This window comes from Kribbella sp. NBC_00482, assembly GCF_036013725.1.
GTDB lineage: Bacteria > Actinomycetota > Actinomycetes > Propionibacteriales > Kribbellaceae > Kribbella.
Genome location: NZ_CP107881.1, coordinates 1,534,771 through 1,550,955, shown reverse-complemented (window position 1 = coordinate 1,550,955; position 16,185 = coordinate 1,534,771). Strand labels below are relative to the sequence as shown.

Genomic DNA, 16,185 nt, shown 5'->3' with positions numbered 1-16,185 from the left:
GAGACAGCCTACCGCCGCAGATGCGGATTGATGCCAGGTTTTCCACAGTCGCGAAGCGGTGACGGAAAGTAGTGGCGATTCCTCGTAAGTTATAGGGCATGAGCACATCGGCGATGCGGGACTACTTGGACGGGCCGCACAAGGCGGCGCGGGACGTCGTGCGGGCAGGGCTGGCCGCGCACGCTGACTTGGGTGACCTGGCGGTCCGGCTGCCCCGGGACGAGTACCGGGACCGGATCCTCGACCTGCTGCTGCAGTCGGCCGCGGACGGGCTGCCCGCGCGGGGCTATCCGAAGGAGTACGGCGGTGACGCAGACCTGGGCGGGTTCATCGCGGCGTTCGAGACGCTGGCCTTCGGCGACCTGTCGCTGATGGTGAAGGCCGGTGTGCAGTTCGGCCTGTTCGCCGGAGCGATCCAGCACCTCGGGACCGAGCAGCATCACGAGCGGTATCTGGCGGATGCGATCAGCGGGCGGTTGCTCGGGTGCTTCGCGATGACCGAGACCGGTCACGGGTCGAACGTGCAGGCCCTCGGCACGACGGCGACGTACGACGAGGCGACGGGAGAGTTCGTCGTGCACACGCCGTCGGCGGCGGCGCGGAAGGACTACATCGGCAACGCGGCGCGGCATGGGCGGATGGCGGCCGTGTTCGCCCAGTTGGTCGTCGGCGGCGAAAGTCATGGTGTGCACTGCCTGATGGTGCCGATCCGGGGCGCGGACGGTGCGGCGCTGCCGGGCGTGACGTTGTCGGACTGCGGGCCGAAGCTCGGGCTGAACGGGGTCGACAACGGGCGGATCGTCTTCGGCCAGGTCCGGGTGCCGCGGGAGGCGTTGCTCGACCGGTACGCCCAGGTCGATGCGGACGGCAACTACAGCAGCGCGATCGAGAACCCGGACCGCCGGTTCTTCACCATGCTCGGCACGCTCGTGCAGGGCCGGGTGTCGGTCGGCGGCGCGGCGATCAACGCGAGCAAGGTCGCGCTCACGATCGCGATCAGGTACAGCGCTCAGCGGCGTCAGTTCGGCGCCCCGGGAAGCAACGAGGAGGCGATCCTGCTCGACTACCGGATGCATCAGCGCAGGCTGCTGCCGTTGCTCGCGCGGACGTATGCACTGCACTTCGCGCAGGCCGAGCTGGTGGAGGAGTTCGCCCGGGTGTTCGACGACGACCAGGGCGAGCACGACCGGCGGGCGTTGGAGGCGCAGGCAGCGGGGACCAAGGCGCTCGGGACGTGGCATGCGACCGAGACGATCCAGATGTGCCGGGAGGCGTGCGGCGGCGCGGGGTACCTGGCCGAGAACAGGTTGGCCACGCTGAAGGCGGACACCGACGTGTTCACCACCTTCGAGGGCGACAACACCGTCCTGATGCAGCTGGTGGCGAAGGGTCTGCTGACGGACTACCGCGAGTCGTTCGGCAAATTGGATCCGCTGGGTATGGCGAGATTCGTCACGGCGCAGGCGGTGGAGATCGCCGTCGAGAAGGCCGCGCTGCGTCCGCTGATCGAGCGGCTGCGGGACGTTGTACCGAACCGGAGCGATGCGGCGGATCCGGATGCAGGCCTGCGGGACGATGCGTACCACTCGGGACTGCTCAGGTTCCGGGAGGAGCACATGCTGTCCGGGGTGGCGCGGCGGCTGAAGGGCGGGATCGATGCCGGCGACGAGCCGTTCGACGTGTTCAACCGGTGCCAGGACCACGTGATCGCGGCCGGCCGGGCACATGTGGACCGGATCGTGCTCGAGGCGTTCCAGTCCGCGGTGCGGAACGCGCCGGAGGAAATCCGGCCGCGGTTGCAGGATGTGTACGACCTGCACGCGCTGGCGACGATCGAGGCGGAGCGCGCGTGGTACCTCGAGCACGGGCGGTTGTCACCGGGGCGGTCGAAGGCGATCACCGCGCTCGTCAACGAGCTGTGCGCGGTCGTTCGTCCGGTCGCGGTGGACCTCGTCGACGCGTTCGGAGTACCGGGCTCGGCAACGGAGGTGCCCATGGTTGTACCGTCACAGCATGAGTGAGCCGATCGAACCCGCGTCGGCTGCCGAGGCCGCCCGTGAACTCGCCCGGGTGCTGCTGGAGCAGGCTGACGCTCTGGACCTGCACGACCTGCGGGCCACCGGCGCCATCGAGAACGTCCGGGTCCAGGCCCGGGCGCTCGCGGACGCCGTGCACGAACGAGGCTGGGGCGACATCTTCCTCGGGATCGACTCGTACGACCCCGACGAGCTGGACGACCTGCCGCTGGGGCCGGACGACTTCGACGACCCGGCGGACTACCGCGAGATCGTCGAGGGCGGGTCCCTGGACGATCTCGAGGAGCTGGAGGAGCCGCTGCTGCCGCAGAGCGGGGTCCGGCTCAGCTACCAGGCGCGGTACGACTTCGTGGTGACGGACCCGGACGCCTTCGTGCGGTACGTGCGGAGCCGCGCGGACGAAGCGCAGAACGACGAGGTGATCGACGACATCGAGGACGCGCAGTCGGCGTTCGAGCTGCTCTGTTACCTCGACGGGCTGGGCTCGAGGGAGTACGAGTCGTTCGGGCTGATCCCCGGCGGCGGCGAGGAGTCCCACAAGATCGTCCAGTTCTCCCTGTGGGACCTGGACCCGACCCGGCGCGACGACACCTACCCGTACTAGTCCGGAAATACCGGCACGGAAAACAGAACCGCCTCGCTGTACTGGTCCCCAGCAGCACCAGTACAGAGAGGCGGTTTTCAGTAAGAAACGCCGACCGTGCCGGGTGTTGGTCGCCACCTCACTGGCGACCAACACCCCACCGACACGGCCGGCGTCCTGCTGTTGCCCCGAGAGGGCAATGGCCCGAAGGAGGGGGTCCCGCGTCTCATTCCGTGGCCGGCAGGGGAGGTACAGTCCGGTCCCGGACGGGAGTACTGCGGAAACCACCTGGACCTAGTGCCGGCGACCCGTCCGCCGCCGACAAGAGAACGTTGTCACGCGGCCCGCGTACCGGGAATCCTCCGGTTCAAACATTTGCATTGCCTTTGAAGTAAGCAACGCTCAGTGAAAATTCGCTCACTTTCCGTGTAGATGTTGCCTTCTGCAACAACTAACCACTCGTCAAGACGTCTGCTGTGCCTCGATCAGGCGAGTTCCAGGGACGGGCGGGCGGGAACGTCGCCGTACGTCGTGGTTCGCTGGCGGGCCGGGCGGCCGGCGGCGGTGGCCATCGCGGTGAGTTCGGCGATCGACTTGCGGCTGCCGTGCTTGGAACCGGCCATCCGGCTGATGGTCTCCTCCATCAGCGTGCCGCCGATGTCGTTGACGCCGCCGTTCAGTACGGCGACGCAGCCGTCCACGCCGAGCTTCACCCACGAGCACTGGATGTTGTCGATCCGGCCGTGCAGCATGATCCGCGCCATCGCGTGCACCGCCCGGTTCTCGTCGTACGTCGGGCCCGGCCGCGCGACGCCGGCCAGGTAGATCGGCGAGTTCTGGTGGATGAACGGGAGCAGCACGAACTCGGTGAAGCCGCCGGTCTCGTCCTGGACCGCGGCGATCGTGCGCAGGTGCTGGACCCAGTGGTGCGGCGCGTCGACGTGGCCGTACATCATCGTCGAGCTGGACGGCAGGCCGACCTTGTGCGCGGTGCTGATCACCTCGATCCAGCTTGCCGTCGGCAACTTTCCCTTGGTGAGGATCCAGCGGACGTCGTCGTCGAGGATCTCGGCCGCGGTGCCGGGGATGCTGTCCAGCCCGGCCTCCTTCACCGAGATCAGGAACTCCTCGATCGACAGGCCGGTGCGGACCGAGCCGTTCACGACCTCCATCGGCGAGTACGCGTGGACGTGCATCTCCGGGACCCGGTCCTTGACCGCGCGGACCAGGTCGGCGTACGCCGTACCGGGCAGGTCGGGGTGGATGCCTCCCTGCATGCAGACCTCGGTCGCGCCGATCACCCACGCCTCCTCGGCGCGCTGGCCGACCTCGTCCATCGACAGCGAGTAGGCGTCGGCGTCGGTGCGGCGCTGGGCGAACGCGCAGAACCGGCAGCCGGTGTAGCAGACGTTGGTGAAGTTGATGTTCCGGTTCACGACGTACGTCACGTCGTCGCCGACCGTTGCCTTCCGCAACTCATCGGCGAGGTGCGCGAGCTGGTCGAGCGCCGGACCGGTGGCGGTCATCAAGGTCAACGCTTCGGCGTCGGACAGCCCGGCCGGATCACGCTCGGCCGCGGCCAGTGCGGCGCGCACATCACCTTCGATCCGTTCAGGTGCAGACCGCCCAGCGACCTGCTCGCGCAGCACGTCCCAGTCGCCGTACGCCGCGTCGAAGTCAGAGCGGGTCTCGGTGCGACGGCCCTCGGTGTCGATCGCGGTGTGGAGGTCGGTGCGGCCGACGCTGTCCCAGCCGCCATCGGGTTCCTGCCACGGGAGGCCGACCGGCAAGGCCGACTCGTTGGCCAGGCCGGTAGCGGGGTCGACGAGTGCCTCGACGTGCGAGATCAGCCGCGGGTCGAGCCAGGGCTCTCGCAGGTACTCCGGGTGCGCGGTGAGCCGCTCGCGCAGCTCGAACCCGGCGTCGGCGGTCACCTTCGCGAGGTCGTCGATCTGCGGCCAGGGGCGCTCGGGGTTCACGTGGTCCGGGGTGAGCGGCGAGACCCCGCCGAAGTCGTCCACGCCGGCGTCGAGGAGCGCACGGCACTCGGCGAGGTCGACCAGGTTCGGCGGCGCCTGGACGCGGACCCGCGGCCCGAGCACGATCCGCGTCGCGGCGATCGCGGCCAGCCACTCGTCCAGCGGTACGTCGGCGTCGTTGCGCATCGCGGTGTCCGGCTTCACCCGGAAACCCTGGATGATGACTTCCTGGATTCCGTTGTACTGCCGGGCGATTTTCCGCAACGCGAAGATCGAGTCGGCACGTTCCGGCAGCGTTTCCCCGATGCCGATCAGCAGACCGGTCGTGAACGGCACGTTCGACCGTCCGGCGTCCTCGAGCACCCGGAGCCGGACCGCCGGGTCCTTGTCCGGCGACCCGAAGTGCGGCTGGCCCTTCTCCTCGAACAGCCGCCGCGACGTGGTCTCGAGCATCATCCCCATGCTCGGCGCGACCGGCTTCAGCCGCTGCAGGTCCTGCCACGACATCACGCCGGGGTTCAGGTGCGGCAGCAGACCGGTCTCCTCGAGCACCCGGATCGCCATCGCCCGGACGTAGTCGAGCGTGCTGTCGTACCCGGCCTCGTCCAGCCACTGCCGCGCCGCGTCCCACCGCTCCTCGGGCGCATCGCCCAGCGTGAACAGCGCTTCCTTGCAACCCAGCGCCGCGCCCTGCCGAGCGATCTCCAGCACCTCGTCCGGCGACAGGTACGGCGAGTGCACCCGGCCCGGCGTGGTCGCGAACGTGCAGTAGTGGCAACGATCCCGGCACAACCGCGTCAGCGGGATGAAGACCTTCTTCGAGTACGTGATGATCCCCGACCGGCCGGCGTCGGCCAGCCCTTGGTCGCGGACCCTCGCCGCGGTGGTCATCAGCGCGGTGAGCGCGTCGCCGCTCGCGCCGAGCAGCACCTCCACCTCCGCCGGGTCGAGGGTCTTGCCGTCGTCCGCGCGCTTCAGGGCGCGCCGCATCGCTGTCGTCAGATCAGGGGCCACGAAATCCGAGCCTAAGTCGCGGAAAACGCTGGATCCCGCGATTCCGGACAGCAAAATCAATCCGTACAGATGTCCTGATAGTTTGCTGTTCGTGCAGGTCAGGCGGGGTGTGGACGGGCGCCGGGCGCGCGGTGAGCAGCGCCGGAGCGAGCTGCTCGCGGCGACTCTGACGGTGATAGAACGCGACGGAGTCGCAGGTGTGAGTCACCGCGCGGTCGCTGCGGTGGCCGATGTCTCGGTCGCCTCGATCACCTACCACTTTCCGACACTCGACGACCTCCTCGTCGCAGCCCTCCAGTCGGCCGCGGAGGACCTGGCCGTCGAGCTGCACGGTCGCGGGAGCGAGCTGGGCGCGCGACCCGCCGACGAGTTGGCACGGCTGATCGAGCACAGCGTCGTACGGCGACGTGGTCGGACGCTGGCGCTCTACGAGTTGTACCTGTACGCGGCCCGGCGGCCGGACCTTCGGGAGACGGCCGGCGCCTGGTTGGAGCCGCTGACTGAGATTGCCAGGGCGTTCACCGCGGATCCCCAGAAGGCCAGGCTGTTGGTTGCTGCCCTGGACGGCCTCTTGATGCAGGCGCTGATCGGCGCCCGCGATCTGGACCAGGCCGACGTCGCCGCGTTATTGGAGGTGCTGAGGTAGATCGCGCCGAGTAGGGTCGCGAAGGAACTCGCCAACAGGGAGGTCCTCGGTGTCAGAACCCCCAGTACAGCCACTGTTCGCATCCGCAGATCGCGCCGTACGGAAGTTGCAGGACCTCGGCGATCCGTTGCCGTCCGACGTGGTCACCCACCTGTCCAAGCTTGAGGGCAGCGACGCGGAGCGCCGTACCCAGCTCGAGACCTTGCTGCGGCCGTTCGTCCTGCTGGATGTGTCGATCGACGAGCAGGGGATCGCGGTGTGCGCTCCGGGCGCCGCGCCGCCGCGACTGGTGCAGCACGGCTGGCGCAGCTTCCTCGTGCGGGTGGCGAATCCGCATCGGATCGAAGCCAAGCTGGTCGCGCCGGACGGCGGCGCCTACGGCGTGATCGACTATCTGAGTCACTCCGCGCGGATCGCGCTGCACGACACGTTGACCGTCGTCCCGCGGATCAAGGACGCGTGGCTGGACGCGAAGATCGCCGTACCCAACGAGCTGTCCGGCTTCGAGGTCGAGTACAAGGTCATCAGTCTGTACGCCCGCGACGACGGCGTCCGGAAAGGCGGACTGATTGTGTTCGCCGCGGACGAGCACAACCACCACAGCCTGAGCCGGTCGTCTGTGCAGCTCGCCGGCTTCCGGACGAACTTCGAGTTGCGCGACTACGGCGCTTCGTTCGACTTCGACTGCGCCCCGGCCGGTGAGATCCGGCTCGACATCCGGGAGCCGGACGGACGTAGCTGCATGGCCGCGATCACCGTGCGGGACGGGCAGGGACGCTCGTACCCGTCCAAGGCGATGCGACTGGCGCCGGACATGTTCTTCCACGAGCACGTGTATCGGGCGAGCGGCGAGATGATCCGGCTGCCCGAGGGCCGCTACCAGATCACCGCGCTCCGCGGACCCGAGTATCGGCCGGTGCTCCTCGACGTCGATGTCGACGCGGGGACCGAGGCGATTCCGATCACCCTCGACCGCTGGGTCGATCCGGCGGGACATGGCTACTACTCGGGCGACCCGCACATCCACGCCGGCGGCTGCTCGCACTACAACGTGCCGAGCGAAGGCGTCACGCCCGAGACCATGATCCGGCATGTCCGCGGGGAGGGTCTCTGGCTGGGCAGTGTGCTCACCTGGGCGCCGTGCTACTACCACCAGAAACAGTTCTTCAGCGGCGAGTCGATCAGCCCGCCGGCCGACCTGGAGGACCCGTTGATGCAGGCGGCCCAGGGCATGACCTGGACTCCGCAGCCGACGGACCGCGACGCCGAGAGCGCGTTGCGGTACGACGTCGAGGTGTCCGGGTTCCCGTCCAGCCACTCCGGTCACCTGATCCTGCTTGGGCTCACCGACCAGGACTATCCCGGGACGAGCCTCATCGAGGACTGGCCGTCGTGGAACCTGCCCGTACTGCGCTGGGCCAAGGAGCAGAACGCGCTGGTCGGGTACGCGCATTGTGGAATCGGCCTCGGGGCCGGCACCGAGGAGCTGCCCAACTACATCGTGCCGTCCTTCCAAGGGATCGGCTCCAACGAGATCGTGGTCGACGTACCGCTCGGAGCCGCTGACTTCCAGTGCGGAGGGCAGCTCGCGCCGGCGGCCGAGCTGAACATCTGGTACCACCTGCTCAGCGTCGGCTTCCGCACGCTGATGCTCGGCGAGACCGACTATCCGTGCATGTACGACGAGGGACCGGGCGTCGGGCGCACGTACGTGCGACTGGCCGAGCCGCCGTCGGGTCCGCAGGCGATCGAGGCGTGGATCACCGGTCTGCGGGAGAGTGCGTCGTACTTCGGCGACGGCCGCAGCCACGTCTTCGATCTGGCGGTCAACGGCGAGGTCGGTCGTGAGCAGTCGCTCGACTCGCCGGGCTCGGTGCGGGTCAGTGCGACCGTGGCCGCCTGGCTGCCCGAGCAGCCGCCGCCACCGCCGGCGGGGCGTCCGGCGTACAGCGCGCCGGTCGGCTGGCACCTCGAGCGGTCCCGGATCGGCACGTCCCGGTCCGTGCTGGTGGAGGTCGTGCTGAACGGTGTCGCGGTGGCGTCGCAGGAGTTGGTTGCTGATGGCACCGAACGGGAGGTCGCGTTCGACGTACCGGTGGAAGGCTCGTCCTGGCTTGCGCTGCGGATCCTGCGCAGTGTGCACACGCAGCCGATCTTCCTCGAGGTCGGCGGTCGGCCGATCCGGGCCTCCCGCCGCAGTGCTCAGTGGCTGCACGACTCCGTCGACCAGCTGTGGAAGGTGAAGTCGGGGTTCATCCGGGAGGACGAGCGAGCTGCCGCGCGGCAGGCGTACGACGAGGCGCAGGCGGTCTACCGGTCTCGGCGAGAAGAATGCGAGACGGACTGATGACTCATCAGGCACCTGCGATCGGCTGTTGCGGGCCGGTCGACACCGACGCGCCGCTCGCGGTGACGATCAACCCCGAGGCACGGGTGAATGTGGCCCGCAGCGGTGCGCCGATCGGGACCTTGAAGCCGGGCGAGTGGCACACGCTCGCCGTGACGGTCGTCAACGACGGCTTTGTGACCGGCCCTTTGGCCGTCGAGGCCGAACCGGTCAGCGGGCTCCAACTCGACCTGCCAGTGCACGAGTTGACCGGTGAGCATCGTCAGGAGGCTGCGTTCCGGGTCCGGCTCGACGCGCCCACCGTTGTCGACGTGACGCTGACCTTCCGCGCCCTCGGCGCGCTCGGTGGCCTCGCCAACCACAGCACGGTCAGCCTGCTGCTCTCGGCCCGCGAGTGAGGTAGCGCCCGAGCTACCTGTGGCCGGGTGCTGGGGCCAGAGCCTGCGGGAATCGCAGGCTGTTGGCTGGGTGCATGCTGAGGTTGTCTGTCGGGGCGCTGCGGACCAGGTGGCAACTGTTCGCCGGTGCGGTGGTGGCTGTCGCGCTCGGAGTCGGGTTGGTGCAGTCCGGGTTGCAGATGCTGGCCGCGACCGACGTACCGGTGTTGCCTTCGGGATTGTCGGCGTACGAGCGGGCCAAGGTCCGTGAGGGGTACGTCGGGGCGGCGACCCTGCTCGGAATGTCGGTCATGCTGGCCGTTTTCCTGAGCGTGTTCATCGTCAGTACGACGTTCGGCTTCATGACGGTGCAGCGGCGGCGCGAGTTCGGACTGCTGCGGCTGGTCGGAGCGCAGCGGGGTTACCTGTGCTTGATGGTCGTGATGGAGGCCGGTCTGCTCGGCGTGGTCGGCAGTGTGGTCGGGTTGCCGCTGGGGGTGCTGGCGACCTGGGCGCAGTCGTGGTTGCTCGTTCGGTTGGGGATGTTGCCGGAGTCGTTCGAGGCGCCATGGGTTCAGGGCGCGGTGTGGGTGGCGATGATCGTCGGCGTGAGTACGGCGTTGGCCGGCGTACTGGCTGCGGCGTGGCGGGCGTCGCGGGTCAATGCGCTCGAAGCGATCGTCGAGGGACAGGCAGCCCGGCGGGTGATGACGGGATGGCGGTGGTTCTGGGGACTGTCGGCCGCGTGCGGCACAGTGCTGCTGGTGATCATCGCGCAGGCCGCGCGGGACCTCGTCGCCGGGTTGATGATCGGGCTGGTCGTGATGATCAGCGGATCCGTGGCGTTGAGCCAGCTGAGCCCCGTCGTCGTACCGCTGGTCGGCCGGCTGCCCGCGCTCGTTGTCCGAGGCAACTTGATCGCGGATCTCGCACGGGCCGGCGTGCTGCACGCGGTACGGCGGAGCGCGGCGACCGCGGCGCCGTTGATCGTGCTGGTCGGGCTGGTGATCGGATTGTGGGGCACGTTCGGGTCGCTGGCGAAGGCGGTCGGCGTCGAGCAGAGACAGTTGATCACGGCGGATGTGGTGGTCGATCACGTCGTTCGGCCAGGGCCGGGGATCGTCGCGACCTCGGTGCAGACCGCCGTACCGATCGCTGTGACGCGGGGGCGGAAAACGCTGTACTCGGAGGCGATCGGGATCGATCCGGTGGCGTACCAGCGGACCCACAAGCTGCGGCCGCGGAGAGGATCGCTGGATCGGCTGACCGGGCGGACGATCGCGATCGGGCCGGGGATGGCGGCCGAGGGTTACAAGCTCGGGTCGACCCTCAAGGTTGCGCTAGGCAACAGATCGGTCGCCGTGAAGGTGGTCGCGATCATGCCCGAGACGCTGGATGTGAGCGAGAACTTCTTCGTTCCGAGGAGTCTGCTGCCGGCCGGTGGCCGGACCGAGACACTGGTGAAGCTGGCGTCTGGTGCGACGTTGGACGGCCAGACGGTTGAGCGGTGGGCGGAGGCGCGTGGTGAGGCGCAGCAGCGCAGCAATTCGGGACTGTTCGCCGCGCTCCTGGGGCTGGCCGGGATCTTCACCGCGGTCGCGGTCGTCAACGCGGTCGTGATGTCGACGGCCGACCGGCGGCAGGAGTTCACTCTGTCCCGGTTGGCCGGGCTGACGCGGGCACAGGTCGTGATGGTCGCGCTCGTGGAGTCCGGGACCGTGGTGGTGGTCGGCGTACTGCTGGGATCGCTGGTCGCCGCGGCCGCGCTCGCCGGGATCGCGGCGGGGCCTTACGGCCTTGCTGCGTTGGAGATTCCGTGGCGGCTGCTCGGACTGATCTTCGTGTCGGCGCTGGTGGTCGTCGGGGTCGCGGCGGCGCTCACCGCCGGTCGCGCCACGTCTCGCCGGCTCGGCACATACCGAGCAGAATGACGTGGTGGAACGGCCGGATCAGGTTGTAGTAGAACCTCCCGGCAGGCCGCAGGAACTGCACCAGTGTCACGACCTTGAACGTCGCCGGATCTTCGTTGTCGGTGATGAACGCGAGCCACGCGTCCAGGTGGTTGTCGGAGACCCTCAGCAGCAGGTAGTGGTCTTCCTCGCCGCGCACGACGGTGAAGAACGCGTTCTTCTCGCCCGGCGTGAAGCTCACCGTGTCGGGCCGCAGGCGCCGCGAGTCCGGTATGCCGGTGGTCTCGAGGCGAAGGACCGCGGCCACGGCCATCCGCGCCGCGAACAATCCCTTCACCCACAACGGACTGTGCCCCAGTGCGCCCGCGACGAACTCCCGCAGCGTGACGTCGCCGTGCGCGGTCTTCACATCGATCTCGTCCACAACCGGCACCAGATCGTCGAGCTCGTGCAAAGTGGTCGGCATTTGCGCTCCTCTAGTCAATGAGACGGAGAACGAGGTCGTAGATCTCCCGCACGTCCCGCTTGCCGATCGGCGGCACCACCTGCTCGGCGCCGATCAGAATCAGGTACAGCAACTGCGCGAAGCGATCCGGGTCCACGTCCGCTCCCAGCCCACGGCACAGCTTCTTCAGGTACGCCGTCCGCGCCTTGTCCACCCGCTCCTGCGCGGCCCGCACCTCGCTGTCCTGCAAGGCCCAAGCGCGTACGGCGATCTCCAAGGCCGCGCTGTCCGGGTCAGCCAGCACCAGCCGCAACAGATGCTGGAGCTTCGCCCCCGCGTCACGACCGTCTTCCACCGCGTCGATCAGCCGGGTCGTGTTGCGCGCCTCGAAGTACTCCAGCAAGGCCGCCTTGTAGCCGGAAGCGCCCTTGAAGTGGTGGTAGTACGACCCCTTCGTCACGCCCAGCGCCCCGGTCAACCGCTCGATCGTCACCGCCGGCGCACCTTCCGCCGCCAGCAACTCGATCCCCGCGTCCAACCACTCCGTCCGACTGACCACGCCGAGACCATACCATACCGTTTGGTATGGTCGCCCTGATGCTGCAGACGCGGACGACCCGCCGGAGAGGGGTCCGGCGGGTCGGGATCGGGTGGCTTGAGGGGGTCATGCCCCTCTCCTGTCCGATGTGTGGGTGGTGACCAGCCCGATCGGAGATCGTGCGACAGGCAATGGTGGGCCGGCACCTGCTATTGCCTGTCCCCAGCCACCAGCGCTTGTCCCCACTCCCCACCGCCGCCCCGCCGGTCACCCACCATCGGCCCGCCGACGCCCCGGCTGGTGAGCTACCCCCTGTCGAGCAAGACGACGCGTTATCCCCTCGCGTTGGGGGTTCTCTACTGATACGCGAGGGGACAACCCTGCACGCGAGAGGAGAACCCCGGCTCTTCTGACAGCACTCGTTGGACTCCGGTGTGCACAACGCCTGCGCCTTGTCCGGGATCGCGCCGAGTCGTGGCGTTTGGTTGGCCCCCGGAACGTCGAGTCGTGGATCGAGGTTGCGTTTGGTCGCCGAAATCCACGACTCGAGGAACGTGGAGTGACTGCGGCATTGCGGTCGAGGGGGCCGGATCAGCTCAACCACCCATACATGCATCACACGAGCCGGTCAGGCGTCGGCCGCAGTCAGGGCTTCGGCTTCGGACTCGGAGTGGGTGGTGGGGACCCGGAGGTGGGTGAGGGGCTTCCAGCCGCTGGCGAGGACGGCGACCGCGAGGAGGACGGCGAAGGCGCCGACGTAGAACGGGAGCTGGATGTTGAACTCCTCGCCGAGCTTGCCGGCCAGCCACGGTGCGACCGCGCCGCCGGAGAAGCGAACGAAGGAGTACGCCGCGGACGCCGTACCGCGTTCGACCGGAGCGGCTGCCATCACGGCCTCGGTGATCAGCGTGTTGTTGATGCCCAGGAACAGGCCGGCCACGATGACGCCGGCCGCGAGCACCGGCTTGTGGTGCGCGTAGACACCCATCACCGCGAGGTCCGCGCCGAACAGCAGCAGCACCGTCATCGCCACCGGGAGGGTGCCGAACCGGCGCTGCAGCCGCGGCGCCACGAACACCGAGGTGAACGCGAGACAGATGCCCCAGCCGAAGAAGATCAGCCCGATCTGCCGCGCCGACATCGCCAGCGGGAACGGAGTGAACGCGAGCAGCGTGAAGAACCCGAAGTTGTACAGCAACGCAGTGACCGCAACCGTCGCGAGCGACCGGTGCCGTAGTGCCTTCAACGGCTCGAGGACCGACGTACGACGTGCTTCCGGCGGCGATGCGGGCAGCAGGAACGCGGTGGCGGCGAGGGCGATCGTCATCAGGACGGCGACGCCGAAGAACGGTCCGCGCCAGGAGATCGTGCCCAGTTCGCCGCCGACCAGCGGGCCGGCCGCGATGCCGACACCGAGGGCGGCTTCGTAGAGGATGATCGCCTCGGCGACCGAACCGGCGGCCGAGTTCACGATCGTGGCGAGCGCGGTCGCGATGAACAGTGCGTTGCCCAGGCCCCAGCCGGCCCGGAAGGCGACGATCATGCCGATGCTGTTGGACAGGCCGGCCAGCGCGCTGAACACGACGATGATGGCCAGACCGATCAGCAGGGTGCGCTTGGCGCCGATCCGGCTGGAGACCGCGCCGGTGATCAGCATCGCGAGACCGATGACCGCCATGTAGCTGGTGAACAGCAGCGAGACCTGGGACGGGCTCGCATGCAGTTGTTCGGCGATCGGCTTGAGGATCGGGTCCACCAGGCCGATGCCCATGAACGCGATGACGCAGGCGAACGCGACCGCCCAGACGGACTTGGGTTGCTTCAGGAACGACGACTTGCTCACCGGGGCGTGTCCTCCAATGGCTCGAGGGTGAGGAGTTTGTGGACGATGGCGACGGCGGCCTCCAGGGTGGTGAGGTCGCTTGCCGGGAGTTGACTCAGGTGCGCGGCCAAGGCGGCGCCGGCCTGGTGGCGGGCGCTGCGCAGCTCGGCGAGACCTGCGTCGGTGAGGCTGATCAGGCTGGCGCGCGAGTCGGCCGGGTCCTGAATGCGGCGCACCGAGCCCTGCTCCTCGAGTCGCTGCACCAGGTTGGACATGGTCGGCTGCGAACAGCGGTCGGCCTTGGCCAGCTCACTGATCCGGGCCTGACCGAGTTCGTCCAGCCGCCCCAGCACGCGCATCGCGGCGTGCGGCAGCGTGTTCACGTTCCGGGTCGCCAGCCGCGCCAATCGCGTCGACGCCACGACGATGTCTTCTCCGAGACCAGTCAGATCAGTTGCCGTCACACCGACAAATATACATAGCAAAGCTATGCATCTCCAGGAAAGTGAAGAGCATCACGGCAAGGCCTCCCGGAGTGCCACACTCGCCCTTGGAGGTGCTCATGCCGAATGTCGGTCGGTCCGCGGTCTTCGTCGTCGTCCTCGCGCTCGGGCTGGCCGGATGCGGGTCCGATCCAGCCGCCCCGCCACCGAGTTCGCCGGTGACATCCGCCCCGGCCTCGAGTTCGCCGACCACATCCGCCTCGGCGGGGATCATGGCCGCGTGCCCGACCCCGGGTGCAAAAGCGTTCACCGCACCGGTTGCCGGCGGGAGCCCTGTCAGTGGCGTGCAGTTGGGTGATGCCAGCCGGGCCGTGGTGTTGTCCTACGAGTGGGGCGGATCGCCGTGCGACTGGTCCGGCGTCGCGACCGAGCTCGTTGCCCGCGGCTACCGGGTCGCACTGTGGGAGTACGGCACACTCACCGGCCTGGCTCGGATCAAGGAGCTGCAGGCCGTCGTGGACCAGGTCCGGGCCGCCGGCGCGACCGAGGTCGTGCTCGCCGGTGGCTCGGTGGGCGGCTGCGTATCGATGATCGGCGGCTCGATGGTCACGCCGGCGGTCTCAGGGGTCGCGGTGCTGAGCTGCGCGTCCTGGTACGACGTGGAGCACAGGCTGCCGACGACGCCGCTCGCCGCGAAGCTCCGGGTGCCCGCGTTGTACCTGGCCGGTGACGGCGACAGCCTTCCGATCGCCGAGGTGCGCAAGGACTTCGCCGCCGTACCTGCCAAGGACAAGAAGCTGGTCGTCGTCGCCGGCTCCAGCGGCCATGGCGTCGAGCTCCTGCACGACACCGAGCCCGCCGGCGCGAAAGCGGCGCTGTTCGCGTTCCTCGACCGGATCACGCGCTGAGCAACGAGCAATCTGTAACGGCCTGCCCGCTGTCAACGATGTGCACATTGCTGCCCGGCTCCGCCACCTGTTGGCGGGCCCGGCGCTGTTCAGCGCGCGCTCGAACTCTTCGAGACGCTTCCAGAGGGGAACTCGTATGAAACTGCAGCGCTTCGCGCTTGCACTGGCCGGAGCCGGGCTGATCGCCGCGGCGGCCAGCTCCGTCCCAGCCGTCGCCACCGGGCAGGCCGACCCGAAGCCGCACTTCTCGGACAAGGTCGCGCACCCGGGGCCGGTCACGGCGAAGGCCGCGAGCGCGGCGTGCCAGACCTGGATCGGCGTACCGACCGCCGCGGGCACCATGGGGGAGATCGACGCCACGGCCGGCAAGCCGCCGACGTCCTACACCTGGGACCCGTTCAAGTTCGTCGGCAGCCGCGCCGACGCGACCTGGTACGGCGCGATCAACGCCGCGGGCACGCAGTACTACTACTACGGCCTGCTGCTGCAGGGCGGGAACCTCTACCGCCACACGACGTACCTGCCGGACGACGCCGACCCGGTGCCCACCTTCAAGAAGGTCGGGCCGGGCTGGACGAGCTTCAAGTCGATCGCCACGTCGAACTACAGCGTCGCGGCGCCGCGGCACGCGTACCTGTACGGCCTGAACACCAACGGCAGCCTGTACCGGTACCAGATGGTCGGCAGCAGCTTCCGGGGGCTCGGCCCGCTGCCGGGCTTCCGCGGCTTCAAGGCGATGACGGTGCTCAGTGAGACCGCGACGTACGACACGTTGCTGATGACCACGACCGCCGGCGCGCTGTACACCGTGCACATCCCGATCGTGCCCGGTGCGAAGCCGGTGCTCAAGCTGATCCGTTCCACCGGCTGGGCGGCGTACGAGTCGCTGGTCGTCGAGGGCTGCGGCACCCGTGGCGGCTCGCTCGTCACCGGTGTGGATCACAACACGCAGACCGCGGACCTGTACGCGATGAGCAAGGCGAACGGCGCCGCGACCGCGATCACGGCGTACGGCAAGATCCCGGGCGTCTTCAACGGGGTCAGCCACGTGCTGCTCACGACGCACTACTCGCAGCTGGTCGGCGAGTAACTTCTCCACGACGAAGCCCAGGACGCCGATGGTGTCCTGGGCTTCGT

Annotated in this window: 13 protein-coding genes; 8 read left to right on the top strand and 5 right to left on the bottom strand. The window is 68.6% G+C overall.

What is annotated here, in order from left to right:
• Positions 1 to 98: 98 nt before the first annotated feature.
• Both OHB24_RS07780 and OHB24_RS07775 read left to right on the top strand, forming a co-directional pair.
• Positions 99 to 2,021 (top strand): acyl-CoA dehydrogenase family protein, encoded by a 1,923-nt coding sequence (locus tag OHB24_RS07780; RefSeq protein ID WP_327638265.1) that lies wholly within the window; start codon positions 99 to 101, stop codon positions 2,019 to 2,021.
• Positions 2,014 to 2,640 (top strand): hypothetical protein, encoded by a 627-nt coding sequence (locus OHB24_RS07775; RefSeq protein ID WP_327638264.1) that lies wholly within the window; start codon positions 2,014 to 2,016, stop codon positions 2,638 to 2,640. Before OHB24_RS07780 ends, OHB24_RS07775 begins: the two co-directional genes overlap by 8 nt.
• A 464-nt stretch (positions 2,641 to 3,104) precedes the next feature.
• Here OHB24_RS07775 and OHB24_RS07770 read toward each other — a convergent pair whose 3' ends face one another.
• The gene (locus OHB24_RS07770) at positions 3,105 to 5,588 is read right to left on the bottom strand and encodes a bifunctional FO biosynthesis protein CofGH (protein ID WP_327641028.1); all 2,484 of its coding nucleotides are present in this window, start codon (positions 5,586 to 5,588) and stop codon (positions 3,105 to 3,107) included.
• 115 nt (positions 5,589 to 5,703) lie between these two features.
• Here OHB24_RS07770 and OHB24_RS07765 point away from each other — a divergent pair, with 115 nt between their 5' ends.
• The 4 genes from OHB24_RS07765 to OHB24_RS07750 all read left to right on the top strand — a co-directional run bounded on the left by OHB24_RS07765 (position 5,704) and on the right by OHB24_RS07750 (position 10,913).
• Positions 5,704 to 6,258 carry a TetR/AcrR family transcriptional regulator gene (locus OHB24_RS07765; protein WP_327638263.1) on the top strand — a complete coding sequence of 185 codons (555 nt, stop codon included), beginning with the start codon at positions 5,704 to 5,706 and terminating at the stop codon, positions 6,256 to 6,258.
• A 49-nt stretch (positions 6,259 to 6,307) separates the two neighbouring features.
• Positions 6,308 to 8,605: a CehA/McbA family metallohydrolase gene (locus tag OHB24_RS07760; protein ID WP_327638262.1), complete on the top strand. Its 2,298-nt coding sequence runs from the start codon at positions 6,308 to 6,310 to the stop codon at positions 8,603 to 8,605.
• Positions 8,605 to 9,003, top strand: coding sequence for a hypothetical protein (locus OHB24_RS07755; protein WP_327638261.1), 399 nt, complete (start codon positions 8,605 to 8,607; stop codon positions 9,001 to 9,003). The genes OHB24_RS07760 and OHB24_RS07755 overlap by 1 nt, the downstream gene beginning before the upstream one ends.
• A 74-nt stretch (positions 9,004 to 9,077) precedes the next feature.
• Positions 9,078 to 10,913, top strand: a complete 1,836-nt coding sequence (locus OHB24_RS07750; RefSeq protein WP_327638260.1) for an ABC transporter permease — start codon at positions 9,078 to 9,080, stop codon at positions 10,911 to 10,913.
• Here the strand turns inward: OHB24_RS07750 and OHB24_RS07745 are convergent.
• The 4 genes from OHB24_RS07745 to OHB24_RS07730 form a co-directional block, all read right to left on the bottom strand.
• Entirely contained in the window at positions 10,861 to 11,358 is a 498-nt protein-coding gene (locus OHB24_RS07745) for a DUF2867 domain-containing protein (RefSeq protein WP_327638259.1), read from the bottom strand. The genes OHB24_RS07750 and OHB24_RS07745 overlap by 53 nt on opposite strands.
• 10 nt (positions 11,359 to 11,368) lie before the next feature.
• Positions 11,369 to 11,896 carry a TetR/AcrR family transcriptional regulator gene (locus OHB24_RS07740; protein WP_327638258.1) on the bottom strand — a complete coding sequence of 176 codons (528 nt, stop codon included), beginning with the start codon at positions 11,894 to 11,896 and terminating at the stop codon, positions 11,369 to 11,371.
• A gap of 607 nt (positions 11,897 to 12,503) precedes the next feature.
• On the bottom strand, positions 12,504 to 13,718 hold the full coding sequence (locus OHB24_RS07735) for an MFS transporter (protein WP_327638257.1): 1,215 nt from the start codon (positions 13,716 to 13,718) through the stop codon (positions 12,504 to 12,506).
• Entirely contained in the window at positions 13,715 to 14,161 is a 447-nt protein-coding gene (locus OHB24_RS07730; RefSeq protein WP_327638256.1) for a MarR family winged helix-turn-helix transcriptional regulator, read from the bottom strand. Before OHB24_RS07730 ends, OHB24_RS07735 begins: the two co-directional genes overlap by 4 nt.
• Positions 14,162 to 14,259: 98 nt before the next feature.
• On the opposite strand from OHB24_RS07730, the gene OHB24_RS07725 reads away from it, so the two are divergent.
• On the top strand, positions 14,260 to 15,048 hold the full coding sequence (locus tag OHB24_RS07725) for an alpha/beta hydrolase (protein ID WP_327638255.1): 789 nt from the start codon (positions 14,260 to 14,262) through the stop codon (positions 15,046 to 15,048).
• A 136-nt stretch (positions 15,049 to 15,184) separates the two neighbouring features.
• Positions 15,185 to 16,138 (top strand): hypothetical protein, encoded by a 954-nt coding sequence (locus tag OHB24_RS07720; protein WP_327638254.1) that lies wholly within the window; start codon positions 15,185 to 15,187, stop codon positions 16,136 to 16,138.
• Positions 16,139 to 16,185: the final 47 nt, after the last annotated feature.

Coding starts and splice junctions, on each gene's coding strand:
- OHB24_RS07780 (WP_327638265.1), top strand. CDS start 99: ATGAGCACATCGGCGATGCGGGACTACTTGGACGGGCCGCACAAGGCG.
- OHB24_RS07775 (WP_327638264.1), top strand. CDS start 2,014: ATGAGTGAGCCGATCGAACCCGCGTCGGCTGCCGAGGCCGCCCGTGAA.
- OHB24_RS07770 (WP_327641028.1), bottom strand. CDS start 5,588: ATGCGGCGCGCCCTGAAGCGCGCGGACGACGGCAAGACCCTCGACCCG.
- OHB24_RS07755 (WP_327638261.1), top strand. CDS start 8,605: ATGACTCATCAGGCACCTGCGATCGGCTGTTGCGGGCCGGTCGACACC.
- OHB24_RS07750 (WP_327638260.1), top strand. CDS start 9,078: ATGCTGAGGTTGTCTGTCGGGGCGCTGCGGACCAGGTGGCAACTGTTC.
- OHB24_RS07745 (WP_327638259.1), bottom strand. CDS start 11,358: ATGCCGACCACTTTGCACGAGCTCGACGATCTGGTGCCGGTTGTGGAC.
- OHB24_RS07725 (WP_327638255.1), top strand. CDS start 14,260: ATGCCGAATGTCGGTCGGTCCGCGGTCTTCGTCGTCGTCCTCGCGCTC.
- OHB24_RS07720 (WP_327638254.1), top strand. CDS start 15,185: ATGAAACTGCAGCGCTTCGCGCTTGCACTGGCCGGAGCCGGGCTGATC.